The sequence below is a fragment of the Caulobacter sp. AVps18 genome (assembly GCF_058681425.1).
Genome location: NZ_CM178737.1, coordinates 2,328,523 through 2,354,013, shown reverse-complemented (window position 1 = coordinate 2,354,013; position 25,491 = coordinate 2,328,523). Strand labels below are relative to the sequence as shown.

18 protein-coding genes are annotated in these 25,491 nt (G+C 66.1%); 11 read left to right on the top strand and 7 right to left on the bottom strand.

Features of this window, described 5'->3' with window-relative positions; all coding sequences use genetic code 11:
• Positions 1-11: 11 nt before the first annotated feature.
• The 3 genes from ACW179_RS10745 to ACW179_RS10735 all read right to left on the bottom strand — a co-directional run bounded on the left by ACW179_RS10745 (position 12) and on the right by ACW179_RS10735 (position 7,315).
• On the bottom strand, positions 12-2,861 hold the full coding sequence (locus tag ACW179_RS10745) for a glycosyl hydrolase 115 family protein (RefSeq protein WP_492059513.1): 2,850 nt from the start codon (positions 2,859-2,861) through the stop codon (positions 12-14).
• Between the two features lie 4 nt (positions 2,862-2,865).
• Entirely contained in the window at positions 2,866-4,794 is a 1,929-nt protein-coding gene (locus tag ACW179_RS10740; protein WP_492059512.1) for a sialate O-acetylesterase, read from the bottom strand.
• Between the two features lie 106 nt (positions 4,795-4,900).
• Positions 4,901-7,315 carry a glycoside hydrolase family 3 N-terminal domain-containing protein gene (locus tag ACW179_RS10735; protein WP_492059511.1) on the bottom strand — a complete coding sequence of 805 codons (2,415 nt, stop codon included), beginning with the start codon at positions 7,313-7,315 and terminating at the stop codon, positions 4,901-4,903.
• A 209-nt stretch (positions 7,316-7,524) separates the two neighbouring features.
• On the opposite strand from ACW179_RS10735, the gene xylR reads away from it, so the two are divergent.
• From xylR to ACW179_RS10705, 6 genes are all read left to right on the top strand, one after another.
• Positions 7,525-8,580 (top strand): transcriptional regulatory XylR, encoded by a 1,056-nt coding sequence (gene xylR, locus ACW179_RS10730; RefSeq protein ID WP_492059510.1) that lies wholly within the window; start codon positions 7,525-7,527, stop codon positions 8,578-8,580.
• A 152-nt stretch (positions 8,581-8,732) separates the two neighbouring features.
• The gene (locus ACW179_RS10725) at positions 8,733-9,887 is read left to right on the top strand and encodes a fumarylacetoacetate hydrolase family protein (RefSeq protein ID WP_492059509.1); all 1,155 of its coding nucleotides are present in this window, start codon (positions 8,733-8,735) and stop codon (positions 9,885-9,887) included.
• Positions 9,888-9,939: 52 nt separating this feature from the next.
• Positions 9,940-10,689 (top strand): D-xylose 1-dehydrogenase, encoded by a 750-nt coding sequence (xylB, locus tag ACW179_RS10720; RefSeq protein ID WP_492059508.1) that lies wholly within the window; start codon positions 9,940-9,942, stop codon positions 10,687-10,689.
• Between the two features lie 146 nt (positions 10,690-10,835).
• Complete coding sequence (gene xylC, locus ACW179_RS10715) at positions 10,836-11,714, top strand: D-xylonolactone lactonase (protein WP_492059507.1); 879 nt, start codon at positions 10,836-10,838, stop codon at positions 11,712-11,714.
• Positions 11,665-13,479, top strand: coding sequence for a xylonate dehydratase XylD (gene xylD / locus ACW179_RS10710; protein WP_492059506.1), 1,815 nt, complete (start codon positions 11,665-11,667; stop codon positions 13,477-13,479). The genes xylC and xylD overlap by 50 nt, the downstream gene beginning before the upstream one ends.
• Before the next feature lie 112 nt (positions 13,480-13,591).
• Entirely contained in the window at positions 13,592-15,157 is a 1,566-nt protein-coding gene (locus tag ACW179_RS10705) for a GH39 family glycosyl hydrolase (RefSeq protein ID WP_492059505.1), read from the top strand.
• 22 nt (positions 15,158-15,179) lie between these two features.
• Here the strand turns inward: ACW179_RS10705 and ACW179_RS10700 are convergent, their stop codons facing one another.
• Positions 15,180-15,824 carry a hypothetical protein gene (locus tag ACW179_RS10700; RefSeq protein WP_492059504.1) on the bottom strand — a complete coding sequence of 215 codons (645 nt, stop codon included), beginning with the start codon at positions 15,822-15,824 and terminating at the stop codon, positions 15,180-15,182.
• A gap of 16 nt (positions 15,825-15,840) precedes the next feature.
• Positions 15,841-16,248, bottom strand: coding sequence for a DUF1330 domain-containing protein (locus ACW179_RS10695; protein ID WP_492059503.1), 408 nt, complete (start codon positions 16,246-16,248; stop codon positions 15,841-15,843).
• A gap of 190 nt (positions 16,249-16,438) precedes the next feature.
• On the opposite strand from ACW179_RS10695, the gene yghU reads away from it, so the two are divergent.
• Positions 16,439-17,314 carry a glutathione-dependent disulfide-bond oxidoreductase gene (gene yghU / locus ACW179_RS10690; RefSeq protein WP_492059502.1) on the top strand — a complete coding sequence of 292 codons (876 nt, stop codon included), beginning with the start codon at positions 16,439-16,441 and terminating at the stop codon, positions 17,312-17,314.
• A 33-nt stretch (positions 17,315-17,347) separates the two neighbouring features.
• On the opposite strand, the gene ACW179_RS10685 is transcribed toward yghU, so the two are convergent.
• Positions 17,348-18,316, bottom strand: coding sequence for a magnesium and cobalt transport protein CorA (locus tag ACW179_RS10685; protein ID WP_492059501.1), 969 nt, complete (start codon positions 18,314-18,316; stop codon positions 17,348-17,350).
• A gap of 75 nt (positions 18,317-18,391) precedes the next feature.
• Positions 18,392-20,584: a TonB-dependent receptor domain-containing protein gene (locus ACW179_RS10680; protein ID WP_492059500.1), complete on the bottom strand. Its 2,193-nt coding sequence runs from the start codon at positions 20,582-20,584 to the stop codon at positions 18,392-18,394.
• Positions 20,585-20,886: 302 nt separating this feature from the next.
• Between ACW179_RS10680 and ACW179_RS10675 the strand changes: the two genes are divergently transcribed.
• The 4 genes from ACW179_RS10675 (at position 20,887) to ACW179_RS10660 (ending at position 25,471) form a co-directional block, all read left to right on the top strand.
• Positions 20,887-22,323, top strand: a complete 1,437-nt coding sequence (locus ACW179_RS10675; RefSeq protein ID WP_492059499.1) for a sugar porter family MFS transporter — start codon at positions 20,887-20,889, stop codon at positions 22,321-22,323.
• Between the two features lie 116 nt (positions 22,324-22,439).
• Complete coding sequence (locus ACW179_RS10670; RefSeq protein ID WP_492059498.1) at positions 22,440-22,784, top strand: energy transducer TonB; 345 nt, start codon at positions 22,440-22,442, stop codon at positions 22,782-22,784.
• A gap of 142 nt (positions 22,785-22,926) precedes the next feature.
• Entirely contained in the window at positions 22,927-24,549 is a 1,623-nt protein-coding gene (locus ACW179_RS10665; protein ID WP_492059497.1) for a family 43 glycosylhydrolase, read from the top strand.
• Positions 24,550-24,583: 34 nt separating this feature from the next.
• Complete coding sequence (locus ACW179_RS10660) at positions 24,584-25,471, top strand: rhamnogalacturonan acetylesterase (RefSeq protein WP_492059496.1); 888 nt, start codon at positions 24,584-24,586, stop codon at positions 25,469-25,471.
• Positions 25,472-25,491: the final 20 nt, after the last annotated feature.

Sequence of the window (25,491 nt, the reverse complement as noted above, 5' to 3'; positions counted from 1 at the left end):
CGCCGACGCCCCTATCGTCGCACACTCTCCACCGGCCCCAGATAGCTGCCCGGCAGCGCACCGCGCGACAGCACCAGCCGCTGGAACACGACGCCGGGATCCACTCGCCACAACCGCACTCGGTGGGTGCCGGCCGAGGGAATGTCGAGCCGCGTGGTCAGCTTGCGGACATTGTCGGCCACCGCCTTCTCCCAGGCGCGTTCCGAACCGTCGGGGATGGTGTTGACCACCACCGGCGGCGCGTCGTCGATGGAAACCGCGAAGCTCAGGCCCTTGCCGCCCCTGAAATCCAAGCCTGGCGAAACATGGACCGTCAGGTCAGTGGGGCCGGCCTTTTCGAAGTCGACCAGATAGTCCAGCACCGGTCCCTTGCCGGGCACGCTGGATGGCGCGGTCGAGGGATAGCTGGTCACGCCCGACAGGGTGCGGCCCAGATTGGGGATGGTCTTCCAGCTGACGCCGTCGGCCGCCATGGCCCGCTCATGGTGCTGCGCCTCGATGGCCACCACACCGCCGGCCTCGACAAAGGCCCCCTTGGCCGGCGTGCGGGCTGGGTTTTCGACCACCACCGTCACCGTGACGGCCTGGCCCGCGCCTTTGATCGTGACCGGAACGCGATGGACGCCCTTGGGTGCCTGGCTCCAGTCAACGGAGACCTCCAGGCGCGTGTCACCGCCCTGCCCGGCCGGTCCACGCGCCACCTTCAGCCAGGCCGCACCGCTGGCGACCTCAAAGGTCAGCGGCGTGGCGCCTCCGGCGAAGACATCGATCCAGCGGCTCTGGACGCCGTAGCGGTGGATCAACGGCAGGTCGGCCGAGGCTTCGACCACGGCCTCGCGGCCTTCGACCGCCACACCCAGCCTCACGCCCGCCGCCGGCGTCACCGTCGTGGTGGCCGGCAGGATGTTGGCGTCCGGCTGCTGCCAGATGGTGTAGCCGATATGGGTCTGGTCCATCATGTGGACCCACTTGCCGTCCTTGATCGCGTCATGCTGCCGGGTCAGCTCGGCGTCGCGGTCGAACAGGGTCTTGACCAGGGCGGCCTGGGCATTGGCCGCCACGCGCCCCTGGGCCGCATAGAGCCGGTTGCGGCCCACCGCGATCTGCAGCCGGTTATAGTTGGCGGCGGCCTTGATCGGGAACCAGGCCAGCTGGAAGAAGGCCGCGTCAGCGTCCTTGGGCAAGGCCGCGCGCACCGCGTCCGCCCGGCGCTCCAGATCGGCCCATTGCGCTTCGATCCGTTCGGCCTCGCGGTCATTGACCAGGCTGAAGGTCGAGCCGTCGATCAGCTCGGGTTTGCGCCGGGCATTCAGCTTCGTATAGCCGTCCAGCAGGGCCGCGATCTCGACCGCCTGCGCCGCGCCGAACTGCGCCGCCGCCCAGTCGGCCGTGTAGGTGGGCAGCTTCTCCAGCGGGATCGCGTCGGGGTTCCAAGCGTAGTCGAGGAAGAACTCGGTGGGCAGCTCCATGGGCTTGAGGTCGCCGACATTGACGATCCACAGCCGGTCAGCGCCGTAGTCGTCGGCCAGCTTCATCTGTTCCCAGACCCGCTCGATCTGGTTGGTGTTCAGCCACTTGTAGTTCCGCGGACCGCCCACATAGTCGAAGTGGTAGTAGACGCCATAGCCACCCAGCCGGGTCTTGCCCGGTTCCGGCAAGCGGCGAATGTTGCCCCAGTTGTCGTCGGCAAACAGCAGGGTCACGTCTTCGGGCACACGCATGCCGGCGTCGTAATAGTCCTGCACTTCCTTGTAGAGCGCCCAGACCTGGGGGGTTTTTGCCGGGTCCCTGCCCGTCACCTCGCCGATGATCTTGCGCTGATCGGCGACGATGGTCTCCAGCAGCTGGGTGGCCGTGCCCTCGCTCATCGGCTCATCGCCGTCGCCGCGCATGCCCACCGTGACGAGGCTCTCATTGGTGCCCATGCGCTCGACGCCGGACCGCCAGAAGTCGCGCAGCACCGCTGGGTTTTTCGCGTAGTCCCAGCGGCCCTTGCCGTAGCGCTCCCACTCGACATGGGCCCGCATCATCGGCTCGTGGTGCGAGGTGCCGAGGATCACGCCCATCTCGTCGGCCAGGGGCGCGTTTAACGGATCGTCGTCATACAGGGCCTTGCCCCACATGGCCGGCCACAGATAGTTGCCCTTCAGCCGCAAGGTCAGCTCATAGACCCGCTCGTAGAAGGCGTGATTGAAGCCGCCGAACGTCTTGTTGGCCCAGCCGTACAGGGCCGGGTTCTCGTCATTGAGGAAGATGCCCCGGTACTTGACCCTGGGCTTCTGGATGTTGGCACCCGGGGCCACGAAGACGTCCGTTCTGCGGATCACCGGCGCGTCGGCCCACCAGCTCCACGGGGACACGCCCGCCCGTTCCGACAGGTCATAGGCCCCGTAGATCGTGCCGCGCTTGTCGGCCCCGGCAATGACCAGAGCCTGTTTCAGGCCCGGGCGGGGATCCTCGATCACCTGCTGCACGAAGCCGTCCCACTGGCCCTTCACGGCCGAGACGTCCAGTTTGCCCGCGGCGATCAGGGCGTCGATGGCGGCGCTCTTGCCGATCGTGCCGATGATGACGACCGGGGCGTCCTTGCCGGGAGCCTGGGTGCCGGAGAGCCTGGCCAGATCGGCGCGTACGTCCTGCACCGCCCGCAGTACGCCGGGGAAGTCCGTGACATCCGCCTCGATCCGGGCGGACCGCCCCCCCGCGATCAGCGGGAAGGCCCCTGGCGCGGCACTGACCGTAACTGCGGCCGGCTGGGCGGTGGCGGCGGCGGGGAGCGTCAGCCCGCCCACCAGAAGCAGGGCCAGCCAGGCCTTGCGCGGCGCGGAGACGCGCCGTGAAGAAGGGGGTGCGCGACGCATTGGATCAGTTCAGCTCGAGTTCGAACGGCTGGGCCGGCAGGCCACTGGAATCGAACAGGTTGAAGGTCGGGCTGTCGGCCCAGGCAAAGCGCAGCTTGGCGGTCGGTGCCCCAGCCGGGATGCTGACCACAACCGTTTGGCCCTGTATGCGGGCATCGGCCCAGCGGCAGGTCCAGCCGGCCGTGTCGCACAGCGAGAAGCCAATCACCCGGTCCGAACCCCGGGTCACCAGACTGCCGCCGATCTGGTCGAAACTGACCGTGATGCTGTCGCCGGTCCGCTTGGCCGAGACCGGGGCCGGACCGGTGGTGACTGCTTCGCCGGCGAGGCGGCGCGCGGCCAGGGCCAGACGCTTGCCGACATCCTGCTTGTTGCCCGGGTGAATGTCGGTGGGATCGCCAATATCGGTGGTGACGGCCAGGCCCGCATGCGGGTCGGCCGCGACGGCGCGGCGCTGGGCTTCTCGCAGGGCGGCGGTCGAAGACCCGCCCGGCGTCACAGCGAAGGCACCGTAGTTGGCCAGTTGCACCACCAGGGCCGGCATGTCAGGCGACTGGCCCGCCCGGCGCTCGGCCATGAAGGTCTTCAGAAGCGGCAGATAGGCCTTGTCGCGCCCGACATTGGTCTCGCCCTGGTACCAAGCCATGCCCGAATAGGCGAAGGGGCCCATCGGCGCGAGCATGCCGTTGTAGAGGGTCGAGACGCCAGCCAGGGTATCCCACGGGGCGCGGGGCGGATCACCGCCGTCGCGCGGCTCGATCCGGTAGCTCCAGGCCGTCAGCGGCAGGCGGGTGCCGTCGGCCAGCACCAGGGCGCGCTTGCCGGCATCACCGTACATCCCGCCGTTGGAGTAGACGTCAAAGGCCGAGACCACGATCGTGTTGCGCCCAGCCTTCAGGCTACCGGCCGCCAGCGGATAGGCCCGGTCCAGCCAGGCCCCCGAGGTGGCCCCGACGCCCGAGCCGTTCAGATAGGTGGTGTCCATGTCATCGATCTGGCCGAGGTTCAGGGTCGCGGCCTGCTTGGCCTGGGCGGCCGTCAGCTGCACCTCGGCCTTGAACCAGACCACGCCGTTGAAGTCGGCCAGGGCCGGCAGGCCCCAGCGCTCCCAGACGCCGAGCCCGTCCGGCGCAGCTGTCCAGTCGCCAGTCCCAGTCCACGGAGCCACAGCCGCCTGGGTGGGGTTCTTGGCCGACCACCAGCCCTTGATCGTCTCGCCCCAGCGGCGGCTCGCCACTGCCGGATCCTTGATCGACAGAGCCAGGGTCTCGACCGCGTCATCATAGCCGCCGACCGCCTTGAGGGCGGAAGGGCTCATCCAGGCCTCGATACCCGACCCGCCCCACGAGGCGTTAACCAGGCCGAGCGGGACCTTGCGGGTCTTCTGCAACTCGCGCGCGAAATAGTGGCAGACGGCCGAGAACTGGCCGACGGTCTCGCGACCAGTCGGCTTCCACACCGGCGGCTTGCCGAAGGTAGACTTGGGCGCTCGGCCCTCCGCCTTGTCGATGATGACCATGCGGATTGTGTCGTTGGGGGCGCTGCCGTTGACCTGGTTCCAGGCGTCATTGGCCCGGTCGACGGTCAGCTCCATGTTCGACTGACCCGAGCACAGCCAGACATCGCCGGTCAGGACGTCGCGCACCGTCTGGCTGGCGGTGGGCGTGCTGACCTTGAGCTCATAGGGCCCGCCGGCCGGGGTCGCGGGCAGGTCGACTCGCCAGACCCCGTCAGCCCCCGTCGTGGCTGAAGCCGTCTTGCCGGCAAAGGCGACGGTCACGGTTTCGCCCGGCTTGGCGCTTCCGAACACCGGCAGCGGGCGGTCGCGCTGCACCACCGCATGGTCCGAAAACAGGCCGTTCAGCAGATCCTGGGCCGCAGCTGGACTGGCAAGCGCGGTGGCGGCGAGTAGGCCCGTGATGGTGCGACGCATGGCTTTTTACTCCCTGTCCGTCCTATTCAGGACAGCGCGCGTGCTCTCCGTTCTCCCCGGCCTTCGCCGGGGAGAACGGCTATTTTCTTGTTACTGGCTGACAGCCTCAGGCCACCGTCAGCGTCGCAGTCTTGAGGTCCACCGAGTTGGGACCGACCATGATCTTGAAGGCGCCGGGTTCCACCACCCGCTTCATATCGAGGTTCCAGAGGCTCAGGTCAGCCGGCGTCACCTCGAAGGTCACGGTGGTCCTGGCCCCCGCCGCGAGGGTCACGCGCTTGAAGTGTTTCAGCTCCAGCAGCGGACGGGTCACCGACGCGGCGACGTCATGGATGTAGAGCTGTACAACCTCATCGCCAGCGACCTTGCCGGTGTTGGTGACATCCACCTCGACCTTGACCTTTTCACCCTGGGCGATGCTGGCCTTGGCCAGGCGCGGGGCCGAGATGTCGAAGCTGGTGTAGGACAGGCCAAAGCCGAACGGATAGAGCGGGCTGGTCTTCTCGTCGAACAGATAGCCCCGGCGAGCCGTAGGCTTGCGATTATAGAAGACCGGTAGCTGGCCGACATTGCGCGCGATGCTGACCGGCAGCTTGCCACCCGGATTGGCACGGCCAAACAGAATGTCGGCGGCAGCGTTTCCGGTCTGCTCGCCCAGATACCAGCCCTCGACGATGGCATCGGCACGCTCGGCCAGCAGGTTGATCGACAGCGGGCGGCCGTTCAGCAAGAACACGATGGTCGGCTTGCCCAGGTCGAAGATCGCCTTGGCCAGGTCGTTCTGCTGGCCCACCAGGTCCAGGCTGTTGCGGTCGCCCAGGTGATTGTCGGCCCAGGCCTCGCGGCTGGTCTGCTCGTTGTCGCCCAGCACCATAACCACGATGTCGGCTTTTTTGGCCACCTCGACGGCTTCGGCGATCAGCTTGGCGTTGACGGCCGGATCGACCGCGTCGACCGCATCAGCCGACCAGGACCGGCTCTTGGTCAGGCGGACGGCTTCAGCATAGTCCAGCGCAAAGCCTTGAGCCTTGGCTTCGGCAGCGAGGCCTTCGTGAATCGAAACCACATGCTTGGGAACGTCGCTGTAGCCGCCAATGGGGGTGTCCTTGGCGTGGGTTCCAAGCAGGGCCATGCGCTTGAACGCCTTGCCGTTCAGCGGCAGCAGGCCCTTGTCGTTCTTGAGCAGCACCACGGCCTTGCGGGCGGCTTCGCGGGCGAGAGCGATGGCTTCGGGGGTGTTGTTTTTCGCCTCGGCGGTCTTTTCGTCGGCATAGGGGTTTTCGAAGAACCCGCCCTCGAACTTCATGGTCAGGACGCGCGCAACGGCAGCGTCCACTTCGGCCAGCGGCACGCGACCGGCCCTCACCAACTGCGGCAACAGGGCATAGGCCTCGCCGTCGGGCAGCTCCACATCGACCCCGGCGTGCATGGCCATAACGGCTGTGTCTTCCAGCTTGTCGGTCAGCTGGTGGCGCGAAGTCATTTCCTTGATGGCGAAATAGTCGCTCTGGACCGAGCCCTGATAGCCCCACTCCTCGCGCAGGACCTTGGTCAGCAGCCAGCGGTTGGCGTGAGAGGGCACCCCGTCGATTTCGTTATAGGACGGCATCACCGAGCGCACCGGCAGCTCGGTCACCGCCCGCTCGAACGGCGGGAAGAAGTTCTCGCGCAGGGTGCGCTCGGCGATCTGGGCCGGACCGACATTGGTACCGTTCTCCGGCTGGCCGTGACCGGTCATGTGCTTGAGAGTAACGAACACCTTGTCCGGAGCCAGCGGCAGGGTCTTGCCCTGGAAGCCGCGAATGGCCGCCAGGCCGATCTCGGCGCACAGGTGCGGGTCCTCGCCATAAGTCTCTTCGATCCGGCCCCAGCGCGGATCGCGAGCCACGTCGACAACAGGCGCCAGGGCGATGTTCGAACCCCGGGCGCGCATCTCCTTGGCCGCCAGCGCGAAAATCTTCTCGACCAGATCCGGGTCGAAGGACGAGGCCAGGGCGATGGCCTGGGGGAAGCTGGTGGCGTCGCGGGCCACATAACCATGCAGGGCTTCGTCGTGCATGAGCATGGGAATGCCCAGGCGGGTGTTTTCCATCGACCATTTCTGGGCGGCGTTGATGTAGCGGGCGGTCTCGGCGGCGGTGCGGCCCTGGGTGCCGTCCTCGGCCCCGGCGGCGGCGCCCACCACGGCCACGGGCTTTAGGCCCCGGCGGTCGGTGGGACGCGAGATCTGGCCCAGTCCGTTGGGGAAACTCTTGCTGGCGGCCTGCGGCGAGAAATCGCCTTCGGGCGTCTGGATCGCAGCCTTGGTCAGCCAGATGCCGACCAACTGGGCGGCCTTTTCCTCCAGCGTCATGCGACCCATCAGGTCCTTGACGCGGGCATCGATAGGCTGCGCGGGGTCCTTGTAGAGCGGCTTGTCGCCGGCGGCCTTGGGAGCTGCAAAAGCCATGGCGGGCGCCGTTGCGGCGGCGATGGCGGCGAGGCTCGCGCCGAACAGCCGGCGGGTAATGGCATGGGTCATCTGGTTCGTTTCCCCGAAGGTCGCATATTGGATGCCGGCTTGAGAGCGCCGCCTTGGTCTGCACTATGGAGTCAGTTGTCAGACCACTCAAGACCAAATGTTACCGGTCTCATTCAGCCATCGCAGCGCGCTGACCGGTGGGCCCGGCCGTAGTCTTCCACCGTCGCCCCGAAACAGTCTAGGCTCTTGCGCCAGGGGGACGAACTGCCATGAGAGAGCCTATCGAGCGCCAGCGGCGCCGTACGACCCAGAGCGCGACAATCCGCGACGTGGCGGCGCGCGCGGGCGTGTCGCCCATGACCGTCTCGCGGGTCATAAATCGCGAGACCTCCGTCAAGGAAGAAACCCGGGCCCTGGTCGAACAGGCCATTACCGACCTGAACTACGCGCCCAACCCTGCTGCACGCAGCCTGGCAGGCTCGGCCCCGTTCCGCATCGGCCTGCTCTATGACAACCCCTCGACGGGCTATCTGTCGGAGTTCCTGGTCGGGGCGCTGGATGAGAGCAGCCGCACGGGCGCCCAGGTGGTCATCGAGAAATGCGCCGAACCGGAACTGGCGGGTGCCACCCTGACCCGCCTTCTGCGCACTGGCGTCGACGGACTGATCCTGCCCCCGCCCCTGTGCGAGTCGCCCCAGGTGCTGGCCGAGGTGAAAGCCGCCGGGGCCGCTGCGGTCGGCGTGGCTACCGGCACGGCCAGCGCTGACATGGCCACCATCCGTATCGACAACGAAGCGGCCGCCTTCGAATTGACCCAGCACCTGCTGGCCCTGGGCCACAAGCGTTTTGGCTTCATCAAGGGCCACCCCAACCAGACGGTCAGCCAGCAGCGCCTGGACGGCTTCATGACCGCCCTGAAGGCCGCAGGAATTCCGATGGAGGATGTCCGTGTCGAGCAGGGCTATTTCACCTATCGCTCCGGCCTCGACGCGGCCGAAAAACTGCTGGCCAGTGATGTGCGCCCCACGGCGATCTTCGCGGCCAATGACGACATGGCCGCCGCCACGGCGGGCCTGGCCCACCGCCTGGGCCTGGATATACCGGGCGACATCTCGATCGTCGGCTTCGACGACACCTCGATCGCCGCCAACATCTGGCCTCGGCTGACCACCGTGCATCAACCGATCGCGGCCATGGCCCGAGCGGCGGTTGATCTGGTGCTCGAAGAAATCCGCCGCAAACGCGACGGTATCGGCGAGCCGCGCCAACTGATGCATCCGCATACGCTGATCGTGCGCGACTCCAGCGGCCCGGCGCCGGCATAGGCACCTTTTTTCCAGAGGGTAGAGGGATTAACTCTATTGGTCTGACAATCCACCACCGCCCGCTTGCGCGCCACCATATGTTAGCGCTAACAAGTGCACTAACATGAACGAGCGCGTTTGAATGCCAGACGCTCGAGCAGGGAGATGACGCCATGGGCGTGACCCAATTCCTTCCGCAAGACTGGCGCGAATCCACCCTGCTGGGTCGGATCGACTTCGGCGACGGACCGACGCCCGTACTGGTGCGCAAAGGCCGTGTCGAAGACGTCAGCAAAATCGCCCCCACCGTCGCCGACCTGATGAACGCTTACGGCCCCGGCGCGGCCATCCCGCGCGGCGAAGACAGGGGCCCACTGGAAGCCCTCGACATCCGCGCCGTCTGGGAAGACCCGGCCGGCGAGGCGGCGGTGAAGCTTCTGGCTCCCGTTGACCTGCAGTGCCTGAAGGCCGCCGGCGTGACCTTCGCCGTCTCGACCCTGGAGCGGGTCATCGAAGAACGCGCACGCGGTGACGCCGCAGCAGCCCTGAAGATCCGCGAGCAGCTCTCGGAAAGCATGGGCGGTGACCTGCGCAGCGTCGACCCGGGCTCGGAAGGTGCCGAGCGCCTGAAGCAGACCCTGATCCGGGACGGCCTGTGGTCGCAATATCTGGAAGTGGCCATCGGCCCCGACGCCGAGATCTTCACCAAGGGCCCCACCCTGTCGTCGATGGGCTGGGGCGACCAGGTCGGCGTCCGCTCTGACAGCCACTGGAACAACCCCGAGCCGGAAGTCGTGCTGCTGTGCGACGGTTCGGGCCAGATCCGCGGCGCGGCCCTGGGCAACGACGTCAACCTGCGCGACTTCGAAGGCCGCTCGGCCCTGCTGCTCAGCAAGGGCAAGGACAATAACGCAAGCTGCGCGATCGGCCCCTTCTTCCGCCTGTTCGACGACGGCTTCAGCCTGGACGACGTCCGCAGCGCCGAGGTCGAGCTGGAAATCACCGGCCGCGACAACTTCGTGCTGAACGGCCACTCCAATATGAGCCTGATCAGCCGCGACCCTGCCGTTCTGGCCGGTCAGGCGTTCGGCAAGCAGCACCAGTATCCCGACGGCTTTGCGCTGTTCCTGGGCACCATGTTCGCCCCGATCCAGGACCGCGACACCGCCGGACAGGGCTTCACCCACAAGGTCGGCGACCGCGTGCGGGTCTCCACCCCCAAGCTGGGCGTGCTCGAGAACGAGGTCACCACCTGCGATCAGGCCAAGCCCTGGACGTTCGGCATCTCGGCCCTGATCCGCAACCTGGCCGGCCGGGGCCTGCTCTGATCATGACCTTGCCCATTCGCCTTTCGACACTCTCACAATTCAGGCCTGCCCTATGACGTCAGCCATCTATCCCAGCCTGAAGGGCAAACGCGTCGTCATCACCGGCGGCGGCAGCGGCATCGGCGCAGGCCTGACCGCCGGCTTCGTGCGCCAGGGCGCCGAAGTGATCTTCCTCGACATCGTCGATACGGACTCCATGGCCCTGGTCGATGAACTGACTCCAAACGCGGCCATCGCGCCCGTCTACAGGCACTGCGACCTGATGGACCTGGAAGGCCTGAAGGCCACCCTGGCGGAAATCGGCGACATCGACGTGCTGGTCAACAACGCCGGCAATGACGACCGCCACAAGCTGGCCGACATCACCCCCGCCTATTGGGACAACCGCATCGGCGTGAACCTGCGCCACATGCTGTTTGCGGCCCAGGCCGTGGCGCCGGGCATGGCCAAGCGCGGCGGCGGGGCGATCATCAATTTCGGCTCGATCAGCTGGCACCTGGGCCTGGAGGATCTGGTCCTCTATGAAACCGCCAAGGCCGGCATCGAGGGCATGACCCGGGCCTTGGCCCGCGAGCTGGGTCCCGACGACATCCGCGTCACCTGCGTGGTGCCCGGCAACGTCAAGACCAAGCGCCAGGAGAAGTGGTACACGCCCGAAGGCGAGGCCCAGATCGTCGCGGCACAGTGCCTGAAGGGCCGCCTCGTGCCCGACCACATCGCCTCGCTCGTGCTGTTCCTGGCCTCGGACGACGCCAGCCTCTGCACGGGTCACGAATACTGGATCGACGCCGGCTGGCGGTAGGCGACGGCGCTGCCCCCTCCGGCCCTCCGGGCCACCTCCCCCAGAGGGGGAGGATCTACGCCGAGCAGATGCTCCCCCTCTGGGGGAGCTGTCGCGGAGCGACTGAGGGGGCTACACCGACGGTGAGTGATTAAGCGGAGACCTCCATGCCCACCCCCACCTGCGTCTGGGATCTGAAAGCCACCCTCGGCGAAGGCCCGATCTGGCACGGCGACGCCCTGTGGTTCGTCGACATCAAGGGCCACAAGGTCCATCGCTACGAGCCGACCACCGGCGCCACCCAGACCTTCGACGCCCCCGACCAGGTGACCTTCATCGCCCCGATCGAGGACGATCACGCCTTCCTGGCCGGCCTGAAGGTGGGCTGGCACTATTTCGACCCCCAGGTCGGCAGCTTCACCCATTTCGGCGAGATCGAGCCGGCCCACCTCGACAACCGGCCCAATGACTCGACGGTCGATGCCCAGGGCCGACTGTGGTTCGGCACCATGCATGACGGCGAGGAGAACGCCTCCGGGGCCCTCTACCGCCTGGACGCCGAAGGCCCGCACGTCCGCATCGACGACGGCATCTGCATCACCAACGGTCCGGCGGTGAGCCCGGACGGCAAGACCCTCTATCACACCGATACCCTGGCCAAGACCATCTGGGCCTTCGACCTGGCCGAAGACGGCTCGGCCTCGAACAAGCGCGTCTTCGCCCAGGTCGAGATCGAGGATGCCTGGCCCGACGGCTCGGTGGTCGACAGCGAAGGCTATCTGTGGACCGCCCTGTGGGGCGGTTATGGCGTGCTGCGCTTCTCGCCAGAGGGCCAGATCGTCGACAAGATCCCCCTGCCCGTCCCCAATGTGACCAAGCCGTGCTTCGGCGGCCCCAACCTCAAGACCCTCTATTTCACCACCGCCCGCAAGGGACTGAGCGACGAGATCCTCGCCGCCTATCCGCAGGCCGGCGGCCTGTTCGCCGTCGACGTCGATGTCGCCGGCCAGCCCCAATACGAGGTGCGCCTTGACCGCCCCGAATAGAACGCCCCGCCGGTTCCGCTCGCGCGACTGGTTCGACAATCCCGACCATATCGACATGACCGCCCTCTATCTGGAGCGGTTCATGAACTACGGGATCACGCCGGAAGAGCTGCGCAGCGGCAAGCCGATCATCGGCATCGCCCAGACCGGCAGCGACATCTCGCCGTGCAACCGCATCCACCTGGACCTGGTGACCCGGATCCGCGACGGCATCCGCGACGCTGGCGGCATTCCGATGGAGTTTCCGGTCCACCCGATCTTCGAGAACTGCCGTCGCCCGACGGCGGCCCTGGATCGGAACCTGTCGTATCTGGGCCTGGTCGAAACCCTGCACGGCTATCCGATCGACGCCGTGGTCCTGACCACCGGCTGCGACAAGACCACCCCGGCCGGCATCATGGCCGCCACCACGGTCAATATCCCGGCCATCGTGCTGTCGGGCGGACCGATGCTGGACGGCTGGCACGACGGCGAGCTGGTCGGTTCGGGCACGGTGATCTGGCGCTCGCGTCGCAAGCTGGCGGCCGGCGAGATCAACGAGGACGAGTTCATCCAGCGCGCCGCCGACAGCGCCCCCTCGGCCGGCCACTGCAACACCATGGGCACGGCCTCGACCATGAACGCCGTGGCAGAAGCGCTCGGTCTGTCCCTGACCGGCTGCGCGGCCATCCCTGCCCCCTATCGCGAGCGTGGCCAGATGGCCTACCGCACCGGCCAGCGGATCGTCGACATGGCCTATGAAGACATCAAGCCCAAGGACATCCTGACCCAGAAGGCGTTCGAAAACGCCATCGCCCTGGTGGCGGCGGCTGGCGGCTCGACCAATGCCCAGCCACACATCGCCGCCATGGCGCGCCATGCGGGCCTGGAGATTACTGCCGACGACTGGCGCGCGGCCTATGACATTCCGCTGATCGTCAACATGCAGCCGGCCGGCAAGTATCTGGGCGAGCGCTTCCACCGGGCCGGCGGCGCGCCCGCCGTGCTGTGGGAGCTGCTGCAGAACGGCCGTCTGCACGGCGACGTGCTGACCGTCACCGGCAAGACCATGGCGCAGAACCTGGAAGGTCGAGAGACCAAGGACCGCGAGGTCATCTTCCCCTACGCCCAGCCTCTGGCCGAAAAGGCCGGATTCCTGGTGCTGAAGGGCAATCTGTTCGACTTCGCGATCATGAAGTCCAGCGTCATCGGCGCCGACTTCCGGGCCCGCTATCTGAGCGATCCGGGCAAGGAAGACATCTTCGAGGCCCGGGCCATCGTGTTCGACGGCTCCGGCGACTATCACGCCCGCATCAACGACCCGGCTCTCAATATCGACGAGCACTGCATCCTCGTGATCCGTGGCGCGGGTCCGATCGGCTGGCCCGGCTCGGCCGAGGTGGTCAACATGCAGCCGCCGGATCACCTGCTGAAGAAGGGGATCATGAGCCTGCCCACCCTGGGCGACGGCCGCCAGTCGGGCACCGCCGACAGCCCCTCGATCCTGAACGCCTCGCCCGAGAGCGCCATCGGCGGCGGGCTGTCGTGGCTGCGCACCGGCGACACCATCCGCATCGACCTCAATACCGGCCGCTGCGACGCCCTGGTGGACGAGGCGATGATCGCCGAGCGCCGCAAGGAGGGTATCCCGGCGGTGCCGGAGACCATGACCCCCTGGCAGGAGATCTATCGGGCCCATACCGGCCAGCTGGAAACCGGCGGCGTGCTGGAATTCGCCGTCAAGTACCAGGACCTGGCCGCCAAGTTGCCACGTCACAACCACTGACTGTAGCTCCGCTCTTCCCGGCCCAGGCCGGGGAGAGCGAGCGTTGCGGCTGGAAAGTTCGCGGCTTCAGGCGCCTGCAGAGCGCCGGAGCCGACCATCAGGGAGGAAGCCCATGCTGACCCGTCGCCATCTGCTGGCCACCGCTGCCACGCTGACCGCCCTCCCCGCCATGGCCGCGACGCCGGGCCCGCGACGCATCGGCCTGGATGTCCGCAAGGCCAGCGTGCCGATGGACCGGTTCTACGACCTCTCGATCGGGTCGGACTATCCGGGCACCCTGCTGCGCGACGATAGCCTGGACCAGCTGAAGACCGCCGTGGACGAGCTGGGTTTCCGCTACATCCGCTTCCACGACATCTTCCACGACGTGCTGGGCACGGTGAACAAGGCTGCCGACGGCAAGATCACCTATAACTGGACCAAGATCGACGAACTCTACGACCGTCTGCTGGCCCTGAAGATCAAGCCGTTCATCGAGCTGGGCTTCACGCCCTCGGCGATGAAGACCTCCGAGCAGACGATCTTCTACTGGAAGGGCAACACCTCGCACCCGCAGTTTGGCCCGTGGCGCGACCTGATCGACGCCTTCACGCGCCACCTGATCGGCCGCTATGGCCAGGACGAGGTCCGCACCTGGTTCTTCGAGGTCTGGAACGAGCCCAACCTCGACGGCTTCTGGGAGAAGGCGGACCAAAAGGTCTATTTCGACCTTTTTGCCCTGACCTCAAAGACCATCAAGGCCATCGACCCGGCCCTGAAGGTCGGCGGGCCCTCGACGGCGGGCGCGGCCTGGGTTCCCGAGCTTCTGGCCTACTGCCAGGTCAACAAGGTCGCCGTCGACTTTGTCACCACCCATACCTACGGCGTCGACGGCGGCTTCCTCGACGAGAAGGGCGAGCAGGACACCAAGCTGTCGCCCCATCCGGATGCCGTCATCGGCGATGTGCGCCGGGTGCGCGAGCAGATCAGCGCCTCGGCCTTCCCGACCCTGCCGCTGTACTTCACCGAATGGAGCACCAGCTACAATCCGCGGGACTCCGTCCACGACAGCTATCACAGCGCCGCCTACATCCTTTCCAAGCTCAAGGGCGTGAAGGGGATGATCCAGGGCATGAGCTACTGGACCTATAGCGACCTGTTCGAAGAGCCCGGCCCGCCGACCGCGCCGTTCCAGGGCGGCTTTGGCCTGATGAACCCGCAGGGCATCCGCAAGCCGTCCTGGTTTGCCTACAAGTACCTGAACGCCCTGCGCGGCCTGGAAATCCCCGGGAGCGATCCCGAGGTCCTCGCGGCTGTCGACGGCGGCCGGGTCGCGGCCCTGGTCTGGAACTTCGAGACCCCCGTCCAGCCGGTCAGCAACCGCTCGTTCTTCACCAAGGTCCAGCCGACCTCGGCCGCCCCGCCGGTGGCTCTGGCCCTGGACGGTCTCAAGCCAGGCCGCTACCGCCTGCAGGCGCGTCGCACCGGCTTCAAGGCCAATGACGCCTATACGGCCTATCTGGAAATGGGCGCGCCCAAGGCCCTGACCTCGGCCCAGATCAGCACCCTGAACGGCCTGACCGCCGATACGCCCGAGATTGATCGCGTGGTGGAGGTCGACGCCAAGGGCGGCTTCAGCTTCGACCTGACAATGCGTCTAAACGATCTGGTTCTGGTGACCCTGGAACCCGTTCGATAGGCCTCGGCGGCGGCCGCAAGGCTCAGGTCCCGGCCGCCGACAGCAGCAACCCCACCTGGGCCAGGGCGGCTGCCAGGGCCAGGACCAGACCGACCCACAACCGGGGTCCGGCCAGGGTCATGATCATCGGCCGGGTTGGGAAGTTAAAGGTCTGGGGCATGGCCGCATGCTTGAAGGCATGGGCCCCGGCAAAGCGTGGATCACAAACCAGCTGGGCTAGATCGCGGCGGCTGCGATAGCGGACATAGCCCATCATCGACCATTTGGGGCAGTCCTCGATCCCCCAGGTGTCAACGAGGCCGCCGACCTGGCGCGCCGCCAGGGCCGGATGGCCTCCCTTCCGGAACAGGGCCGGCAGGAACATGCGGGTATAGCCTTCCATGACCTGGCGCGCGGGCTTCAGCTCGCCGGTCGCCGGATCGGCCACCGGCCCGTCGGCCATGCGAATGACGTTGAGCATGAAGAACTCGCGCCCGTCGTCTTCCGACAGAAAGCGCTCGAGGGTCGCCAGTTCGTCGGGCCCGCCCCGGCCGACGCTGGCGGCCTTCATCCGGCCGATCAGGTCCGCGACCTCGGCCGTCGACAGCGGGCCGCGCCAGTTCACATACCAGGCCAGGAACAGGCCATAGAGACAGAGGGCGACGCCCCAGACCCAGAAGCTCGACATCGCCGCAGCCCTTCCTTCAGCCCATCACGGTTTCGATCAGCACCTGGCCCTCGAGCCCGGCATCGCGGTGGACATGGATCTCGGCATAGGCGGGCGATCCGAGGATCTCGGCCATGGCCTTGAACGACGGGTACATCATCACCGCCACCGAATCCCACGGCCCCTCGACCTCACCGATCAGCAGGCCGCGCACTTGGGCGCTGAACACCAGCTTGCCGCCGGCTTCGGCGACCATCTTGCTGACCGCCCGGCCATAGAGGGCATAGGCCTGAGCCCCGCTGAGCGTGGTCTCGCGCCCGTCGGGATAGACGGCCTGCTCGCGGAACTTCAGCAGGTTGAGCATGTAGATTGGCTTGCCGTCATCGCGCTGGAACGCGGCGAGTTGCTGGGCCGGGGTTGGGCCGTGAGCATTGGTGACCTGCATCAGAGGGCTCCAGGAAAAGCCGCCAGGATGGTTCCGGGCGAATAATATGACAACAAGCATGCCACTTGTTTGCAGGCTCTGTCACCCCGAAACTTGCACCCACTCGGCGGGGCGCTCTGGCGCTGCGCAACGCAACCCGCCACATTGAGGTTCATCAGGAGCGCAGAGACGCTCTGCCCGGAGGCTGCCGATGACCGAAACCGCCGACTACGTCCCGCCCAAGGTCTGGACCTGGAACAAGGAGAACGGCGGGCGCTTTGCCGCCATCAACCGGCCGATCGCCGGTCCGACCCAGGACAAGCCGCTGCAGATCGGCAAGCATCCGCTGCAACTCTATTCCCTGGGCACGCCCAACGGCGTCAAGGTCACGATCATGCTCGAGGAGTTGCTGGCCCTGGGCCACGCAGGCGCCGAGTATGACGCCTGGCTGATCAATATCGGGGCCGGCGACCAGTTTGGCAGCGGCTTTGTCGACGCCAACCCCAATTCCAAGATCCCGGCCCTGATCGATCACAGCGGGCAGGCCCCGATCCGGATCTTCGAGTCCGGAGCCATCCTGATGCACCTGGCTGAAAAGTTCGGAGCCTTCCTGCCCACCGAACCGGCGGCGCGGGCCGAGTGCCTGTCGTGGCTGTTCTGGCAGATGGGCAGCGCGCCCTTCCTGGGCGGCGGCTTCGGGCACTTCTACGCCTATGCGCCGGTGAAGATCGAATATGCCATCGACCGCTATGCCATGGAGGTCAAACGCCAGATGGACGTGCTCGACCGCCGTCTGGCCGAGACGACCTATGTGGCCGGCGAAGACTACACCATTGCCGACATGGCCATCTGGCCCTGGTACGGCGGCATGGCCAAGGGCGTGCTGTACGAGGCCGGCGAGTTCCTGTCGGTGCAGGACTACAAGCACGTCCAGCGCTGGGCCGACCTGGTGGGTGCCCGCCCGGCGGTCAAGCGGGGCCGCATGGTCAACCGCGTGTTCGGCGAGCCTTCAAGCCAGCTGCCCGAGCGCCACGACGCCAGCGACTTCGAGCTGCGCACGGCCGACAAGCTGAAGCCGGCCGAATAATGGAGGGGTCCCGGGCGGCATGTGCCCGGGGCGTCACAGCCACTTGGCGCGCTTGAATCGAAGGTACAACACAAGGCAAACACCGACGATCACCCCGACGGCCAGGGGATAGCCGAAGGTCCAGCGCAGTTCGGGCATGTGCTCGAAGTTCATGCCGTAGATGCCGGCGATGGCGGTGGGCACAGCCAGCATGGCGGCCCAGGCGGCCAGTTGCCGGGTGATCACGCCCTGACGCTGCTGCTCCAGCAGGGAACTGACCTCAAACACCGAGGTCAGCACGTCACGGAGGCCTTCGACCAACGAAGCGACACGGCCGATATGGTCGCGCACGTCACGGAAATAGGGTTTCACCTCGGCGTCGATGCACGGCATGTCGTGATGCTCAAGCTCGCTGGCGACCTGCTCCATCGGCCCCAAGAGCTTGCGGAACCGCATCAGCTCGCGGCGCAGGGTGAAGATCCGCGCCACTTCCGAACGGTTGAGGAAGTGATCAAGGGCCCGCCGCTCCATGTCGGCCATCTCGTCGTCAATAGCATCAACGATCGGCAGGTAGCCGTCGACGATGAAGTCGAGCACGGCGTGCAGCACATAGTCGCCGCCATGGGCCAGCAAACGGGGCGTAGCCTCAAGATGATCGCGTAGGTCAGTATGGGCCCGGGCCGAGCCGTGGCGCACCGTGATCAGGTGGCGGGGCCCCACGAAGATGTCGGTTTCGCCATACTCGATACGCCCGTCGTTCAGCTGTGCGGTCTTGGCCACCACAAACAGCTGCTCACCATAGAGATCGACCTTGGGGGTCTGGCGGGCATGCAGGGCGTCTTCTACCGCTAGGGGATGCAGGCCGAAGCGATCCTGCAGCACGGCCAACTCGGCCTTGCTCGGCTCGACCAGCCCGATCCAGACAAACTCGCCCTCGCGCGGAACCAGGTCGTCAGGCGCATCGAGGTCCAGGGTGCGGGACCGTTTTCCATCCACATAGGCGATGGCCGCAACGACGCTCATACACGCTCCAAATCCCGTGTGACGTTGGCGCTATGCCACGAAATCACCCCACGTCACAGCCGACCGGCGGGGATTTCACCCGCCCACCTGACCGGTGCTGAAGTCGAATTGCTCGGGGCGCGGCTTGCCGCCGCCGAAGCTGTAGGTGAAGCCGAAGAACACAGAGCGGAAATTGGCCGAGCGCTCCGTCCGATCACGGAGGGTCGGGGTGTCGATGACGACCCGGTCCTTCAGGGTGTCCAGCACATCCTGGGCCGTGACCACGAATGACAGCTTGTCGCTGACCTTGCGGCGATATCCTAGGTTCATCGACTGCGCGGGCTGGCGATAGCCCTGGGGCGTCAGACGCTTGCCCGAGGCGAAGGCGTTGAGCTGGAAGAAGTCATTGGGCGTGGCCTGCCAATTCAGATTGACGCGGCCCGAGACCATGGTGTCCGACCGCGTACCCGAAAAGCCCAGATTGGTCGCCGTAATCTCGTTGTGGAAGATGTTGCTGCTGAGATTGTAGGTCAGCTTGGGTGTCAGGCGACCATTGGCCGCTAGCTCCAGGCCGACGCTGTTGTTCTTGCCGAGATTTTCCTTGGTGGTCAGCAGCACGCCGTCGCCCAGTTCGCGCACCACCTCGGTGACGCTCTCCTTGTTCTGGCGCGCATAGACCGTGGCCAGATAGTAGGTCTGGGCCTTGCGATACTGCCAGCCCAGCTCATAGGAGTCAGTCTGCTGGGGCTTCAGGTCCGGATTGCCGGAGCGGTAGTTATAGGGGTCGATATAGACCCGATAAGGATTGAGGTCCTGAGCGCCCGGCCGCTGCACACGACGGCTGTAGTTGGCGCTCAACGTGTTGTTCTCGTTGAGCGTGTAGCCCATGTGCAGGCTGGGATAGACCTTGAAATAGTCGTTCTGGTTCTTCTCTTTCGAGGTCAGCTGGTTGGTGTCGATCTGCACCTGCTCGGCCCGCAGACCGCCCTGCACCGTGAAGTCGCCGAACGGCCGCTCATAGGTGACATAGGCCGCATAGACGTCCTGATCATAAAGGAAGCGGTTGGTGCGGTTGGGATCAACGATCAGTGAGCCGGGCGCCGCGCCCGTGGCACCGCGATTGTCATAGTCGTTCTGGGCGACCTCGAAATCGACACCGGCCTTCAGCTTGACGTCGCCCGGCAGGGGCTTGCTGTAATCGACCTTTAGGTTGGTGCGCGTCTGGTCGAGGCCAAAGCCCTGGGCCTCATAGACCGTGGCACCGGGGGTGTTGCGCAGGATGGCGTTGGCGTCGCGCGTGAAGTCGGTGACCTCATATTCCAGATGCGTGGTCAGCAGATGGTCGGCACCCTTCAGCTGCCGGCGCCAGTCGGCGCTGACGGCGGTGTTGTTGCGCTCCAGGCTGGCGTCCGAGGTCCGGTTGTAGGCGCGCGAGACGCCGCCCAGGGCGTTGCGGGCCGAATAGGTCTCCAAGACGTCGCTGTCGAAATTGAAGCCGCGGAAACGGACCTCGCCACTCAGGCGGTTCTGCTTGTCCAGGTCATAGTCGACCCCGCCCCGCAGGTTCAGGCCGCCGCCCTCGTTTTCCTGGGCGGCGTCATAAACGCTGGGCAGGAACAGGCCGCTGGCCGCATCAAGGGCGGAGCGGTCGATCGTCTGCACGCCCTTCTGGGTGTCATAGCGATAGCCGGCGTCGCCCGACAGGGTCAGCTTGCCCGCCCGGCGGTTGGCACTGATCCCGCCGTTGTAGCGTCCATTGGGGCCGACATTCAGGCGCACCGAGCCGGTGGTCCCAGCCTTGTTGGTCTTCTTGGTGATCAAGTTGATGATCCCGGCCGAGCCGTCAGGACGGAAAGCGGCGGAAGGGTTGGTCATCACCTCGACCCGGTCGATCTGGTCGGCGGGCAGTTGCTGCAGGGCGTCGGCCTTGCCGTCGCCGTTGAACATGCCGGACGGCTTGCCGTCGATCAGGATGGTGACATTGGCGTCGCCGCGCAGGCTGACATTGCCCTGCACGTCGACCTCGACCGAGGGGACGTTACGCAGGGCGTCAGCGATTGAGCCGGTGCGGGCCGACAGGTCATTGGCGACGCTGTAGCTGCGGCGGTCGATCGAGGTGCGCATGGCTGTGGCGTCGCTGGTCACCACCACACCCTCGACGGCGGTGGCGGCCTCGGGCTTGCCGGCCGGCGCGACCGGCGGCTTGGCGGCCGGTGCCGGGGTTGGGGCTTGCGCCTGGGCCGCGCAAGGCAGGATGATCGCAGCGGCAGCGAGAAGGGAGACTTTCAAGCGCAAGACAAGCACCTCGACAGGCCCGCCGTCGCGGGCGCGCCGGTGCGGGATCGCACGCGTAGACCGCGCCCTCTCACGGCTATCAAATGTCTTTTCGGCAATGTTTCGCTTGGCCGGCGACCTGCGTCTCCAGCGCCACGGTTTTTCAGGCTAAGGTTCGACAGCCCTCCGTCCGAATCTGGAGGTAAGCACACCGCTTGCGCGCTGATACCGGTAACACTAAGGTCCGCCACAACGAGTGGGCCAGCAAGCATCACTCAGGGATCAAACGCGGCCCACGGGCCATGGGGAGGACACCAGTGGCATCAGTATCCAGCGCCGGGCCGAGCGCCGGCATGAACGCCGACGGCGGCAAGGTGAACATGGCCTTCGTGGCCGCAATCGTCGCCGTCGCCACCATCGGCGGCTTTATGTTCGGCTACGACAGCGGTGTCATCAACGGCACGCAGGAAGGCCTGAACAGCGCCTTCAATCTCACCGAATTCGGCACCGGCCTGAACGTCGCCGCCATCCTGATCGGCTGCGCCTTCGGGGCCTTTGCCGCCGGCCGTCTGGCCGACGTCTGGGGCCGTCGCACCGTGATGATCATCTCGGCGCTGCTGTTCGTGGTCAGCGCCATCGGCACCGGCGCGGCGGACACCTCGACCATCTTCGTCATCTTCCGCCTGATCGGCGGTCTGGGCGTGGGCGCCGCCAGCGTGCTGTGCCCGGTCTATATCTCGGAAGTCACGCCCGCCAACATTCGCGGTCGCCTGTCGTCCGTGCAGCAGATCATGATCATCACCGGTCTGACCGGCGCGTTCGTGGCAAACTATGCGCTGGCCCACAGCGCCGGCAGCTCGACCGCAGAGTTCTGGCTGGGCCTGCCGGCCTGGCGCTGGATGTTCTGGATGCAGGTGATTCCGGCCGGCGTGTTCTTCTTCGCCCTGCTGACCATTCCGGAAAGCCCGCGCTACCTTGTGGCCAAGGGCAAGGAAGCCGAAGCCGAAAAGATCCTGTCGCGCCTGTTCGGGGCCGGCACGGGCGCGGCCAAGGTCGCCGAGATCCGCGCCTCGCTGAACGCCGACCACAAGCCCAAGTTCTCTGACCTGCTGGACCCGGTGAGCCGCAAGATCCGCCCGATCCTGTGGGCCGGCCTGGTCCTGGCGGTCTTCCAGCAGTTCGTCGGCATCAACATCGTCTTCTACTACGGCTCTGTGCTGTGGCAGTCGGTCGGCTTCACCGAAGACGACAGCCTGAAGATCAACATCCTGTCAGGTGCCCTGTCGATCGTGGCCTGTCTGGCGGCCATCGCCCTGATCGACAAGATCGGCCGCAAGCCGCTGCTGCTGATCGGTTCGGTCGGCATGGCCGTGACCCTTGGTGTGCTGACCTGGTGCTTCTCGACCGCCACCACGATCAACGGTGCCCTGCACCTGGACGCCAGCGTCGGCCCGATCGCGCTGGTCGCCGCCAATCTGTACGTGATCTTCTTCAACCTCTCCTGGGGCCCGGTCATGTGGGTCATGCTGGGCGAGATGTTCCCCAACCAGATGCGCGGCTCAGCCCTGGCCGTGGCGGGCTTTGCCCAGTGGATCGCCAACTTCGCCATCTCGTTCAGCTTCCCGGCCATGGCCAAGCTCAGCCTGTCGGCGACCTACGGCTTCTATGCCGCCAGCGCCGTGGTCTCGTTCTTCCTCGTTCAGAAACTGATCAAGGAAACGCGCGGCACCGAGCTGGAAGACATGGTGGGGTAAGGATTCTCTAGAGGCCCCAGAAAGCCCTCCCTCGCTTGCGAGGGAGGGTTTTTTATTGGCCGCAAGCCAGAAGAGAGTTCATAGCTCCCAAGCTCAACCCGTCATGGAGTCGCCGTTTGCTTCGACCACTGCTCCTCGCGGCAATCGCCTTCGCGCTCGCTGGATCCGCCCAGGCACAGCCCCCGGCACACGAAGCATCCGCTGCTGAACCACTGAACTTGTACCCGGAGCGCGCGAAAAGCCTGAAAGTCGGTGGCAAAGCGACGCTAGAGTGCGTGGTCAACGCCAAAGGTGAGCTTGAGGACTGCAAGGTTTTGTCCGAAACCCCACCTGAGTTCGGCTTCGGAGAGGCTGCGCTGAAAATGTCCAAGCTCATGAGAATGCAACCAAAGACGGTGGATGGCGAACCCGTCGGCGGAAGGCGCATAATAGTCCCCATCAACTTCGCCCCAACGAGGTAGGCTGCCTCGCGCCCGAGCAGTAGCTACTGGTCCGGCAATGACACCGGTAGACAATCCTGGATTCCTGCCGCTTAGTGACCGGTAACACCGCCAGCGCGGCCTCAGTTCGCGCAGCCCTGTAAAGCTTGGGAAGGATACGCCGATGGTTCAGATCAGCCGCCGCGGAGCGCTGGGCTCCCTTCTGACCGGAGCCGCCGTATCGGCGCTACCGACAGCGGGCCAGGCCGCCCAGATGGGCACCCTGCCCGGCCCCGCTCCCGCCGGGACGCTGACCTGGGCCAAGGGCGTCGAGGGCCAGCGCAAGGCCGACCTGGGGGACGGGACGTTCCTCAATCCGATCCTGGCCGGCGACCGGCCCGACCCGTCGATCCTGAAGGACGGCGACGACTACTACATGACCCACAGCTCGTTCGACGCCTATCCGGGCCTGCTGATCTGGCACAGCCGCGACCTGGTCAACTGGGTGCCCGTCGTGGCCAGCCTGAAGACCAATATCGGCTCGGTCTGGGCCCCGGAAATCTGCAAGCACCAGGGCCGGTTCTACATCTACATCCCGGCCAAATACCCCAACAACAACACCAGCTATGTGATCTGGGCCGACAGGATCGAGGGGCCGTGGTCCGAACCGATCGACCTGAAGCTGCCGCGCTATATCGACCCCGGCCACATCGTCGACGAGAAGGGCGTGCGCTGGCTGTTCCTGTCGGGCGGTGATCGCATCCAACTGGCACCCGACGGTCTGTCGACCGTAGGCAAGCCCGAGCATGTCTATGATCCCTGGCGCTATCCAGATGACTGGGACGTGGAGGGCTTTTCGCCCGAAGGCCCCAAGGTCATGAAGAAGGGCGACTACTACTACATGATCACCGCCGTGGGCGGCACCGCCGGCCCGCCGACCGGCCACATGGTCATCGTGGCGCGCAGCAAGTCTCTGGCCGGTCCGTGGGAAGATCATCCCCGCAACCCGCTGGTCCGCACCGTCGACAACACCGAGAAATGGTGGTCACGCGGCCACGCCACCCTGGTCGAAGGTCCGGCCGGCGACTGGTGGACCGTCTATCACGGCTATGAAAACGGCTTCTACACCCTGGGCCGCCAGACCCTGCTGGCCCCGGTCACCTGGACCCGGGACGGCTGGTTCGACATCGGCGGCGGCGATCTGGCGACGCCGATGCCCAAGCCCAAAGGCGGCAAGAGCGGACCGCACGGCATGGCCCTGTCGGACGACTTCAGCACCGACAAGTACGGCGTGCAGTGGAACTTCTTCGACCCCAAGCCGGGCGAGCAGGACCGCATCAACCGCAAGGACGGCGTCCTGACCCTGAAGGGCGCCGGCGAGGCTCCATCCAGCGGCTCGCCCCTGATCTTCGTCAATGGCGACCAGGCCTATGAGATCGAGTGCGAGATCGAGATCGATCCCGAGACCCGGGCCGGCCTGATCCTGTTCTATGATCGCCAGCTCTACTGTGGCCTGGGCTTCGACCAGAAGAACTTCGTCACTCACCAGTACGGTATCGAGCGCGGCCGACCGGCCAATCCGCACGGATCGAAGATGCTGATGCGGCTGCGCAATACCCGCCATATCGTCAGCTTCCACACCAGCGGCGACGGCGGCCAGACCTGGAAACGCTTTGACCGGGGCATGGAGGTCAGCGGCTACCACCACAATGTGCGCGGCGGCTTCCTGATGCTGAAGCCAGGCCTCTATGCCGCCGGCAAGGGCTCGGCGCGGTTCAAGGGGTTCAAGTACCGGGCGCTGGCGTAACCGCAGCAGCTGTCATCAAGTCAGGCGAGAAACAATGTCCCTGAAGCCCCTCCTCCTCGCTGCCACTCTGCTGGCGACGCCCTTCGCCGCTCACGCTCAGACCGCCCCCGAACCGGCACCGTTCAAATCCCCCAAGATCGTGCTGATTGGCGATTCCACCACCGCCGTGCAGGGCGGCTGGGGCCCCAGCTTCTGCGGAAAGCACGTCACCTCGTTCGTCGCCTGCATCAATCTGGCGCGCGGCGGCCGCAGCAGCGGCAGCTATCGCGCCGAGGGCTCCTGGGCTTTGGCGATGTACGAGATCCGGTCAGGCGGCTTTTCCGACACCTATGTGCTGATCCAGTTCGGACACAATGACCAGCCGGGCAAGCCGGGGCGCTCCACGGATCTGGCCACCGAGTTCCCGGCCAACATCGCGCGCTATGTCAACGAAGCCCGCGCAGCCGGTGCCAAGCCGGTACTGCTGACACCCCTGACCCGTCGGCAGTTCAAGGATGGCAAGCTGGTCGACGACCTGGGCCCCTGGGCCGCCGCCGTGCGAAAGGTCGCCGCGCAGACCCAGACCCCGCTGGTCGACCTGCATGCCCTGAGCACCGCCGCTGTCCAGGCTATGGGGCCGGTCGAGGCGATGACGTTCGCGCAGGGCGCGCCTGACCCGCGCGTCCGAGAGGCTGCAAAATCGGGCACGACCATCGAGGCCAGGTTCTATGAGCCGGCCATTCCCGGAGCCACGGTCCCGCCGGCGCCGCCCCCAGTATCCGCACCGATACAGAGCAATGCCGCTGCTGAGCCGATGGGAACGCCCAAGCAGACCTTCGACTACACCCACCTGGGTTACGAGGGAGCCGACTATTTTTCGGCCATGGTCGCCAAGGCCCTGGGCGACGCGGTTCCCGCCCTGCGTCGCCAGCTGATCCAGTAGCCTGCAAAGAAAAAGGGCGG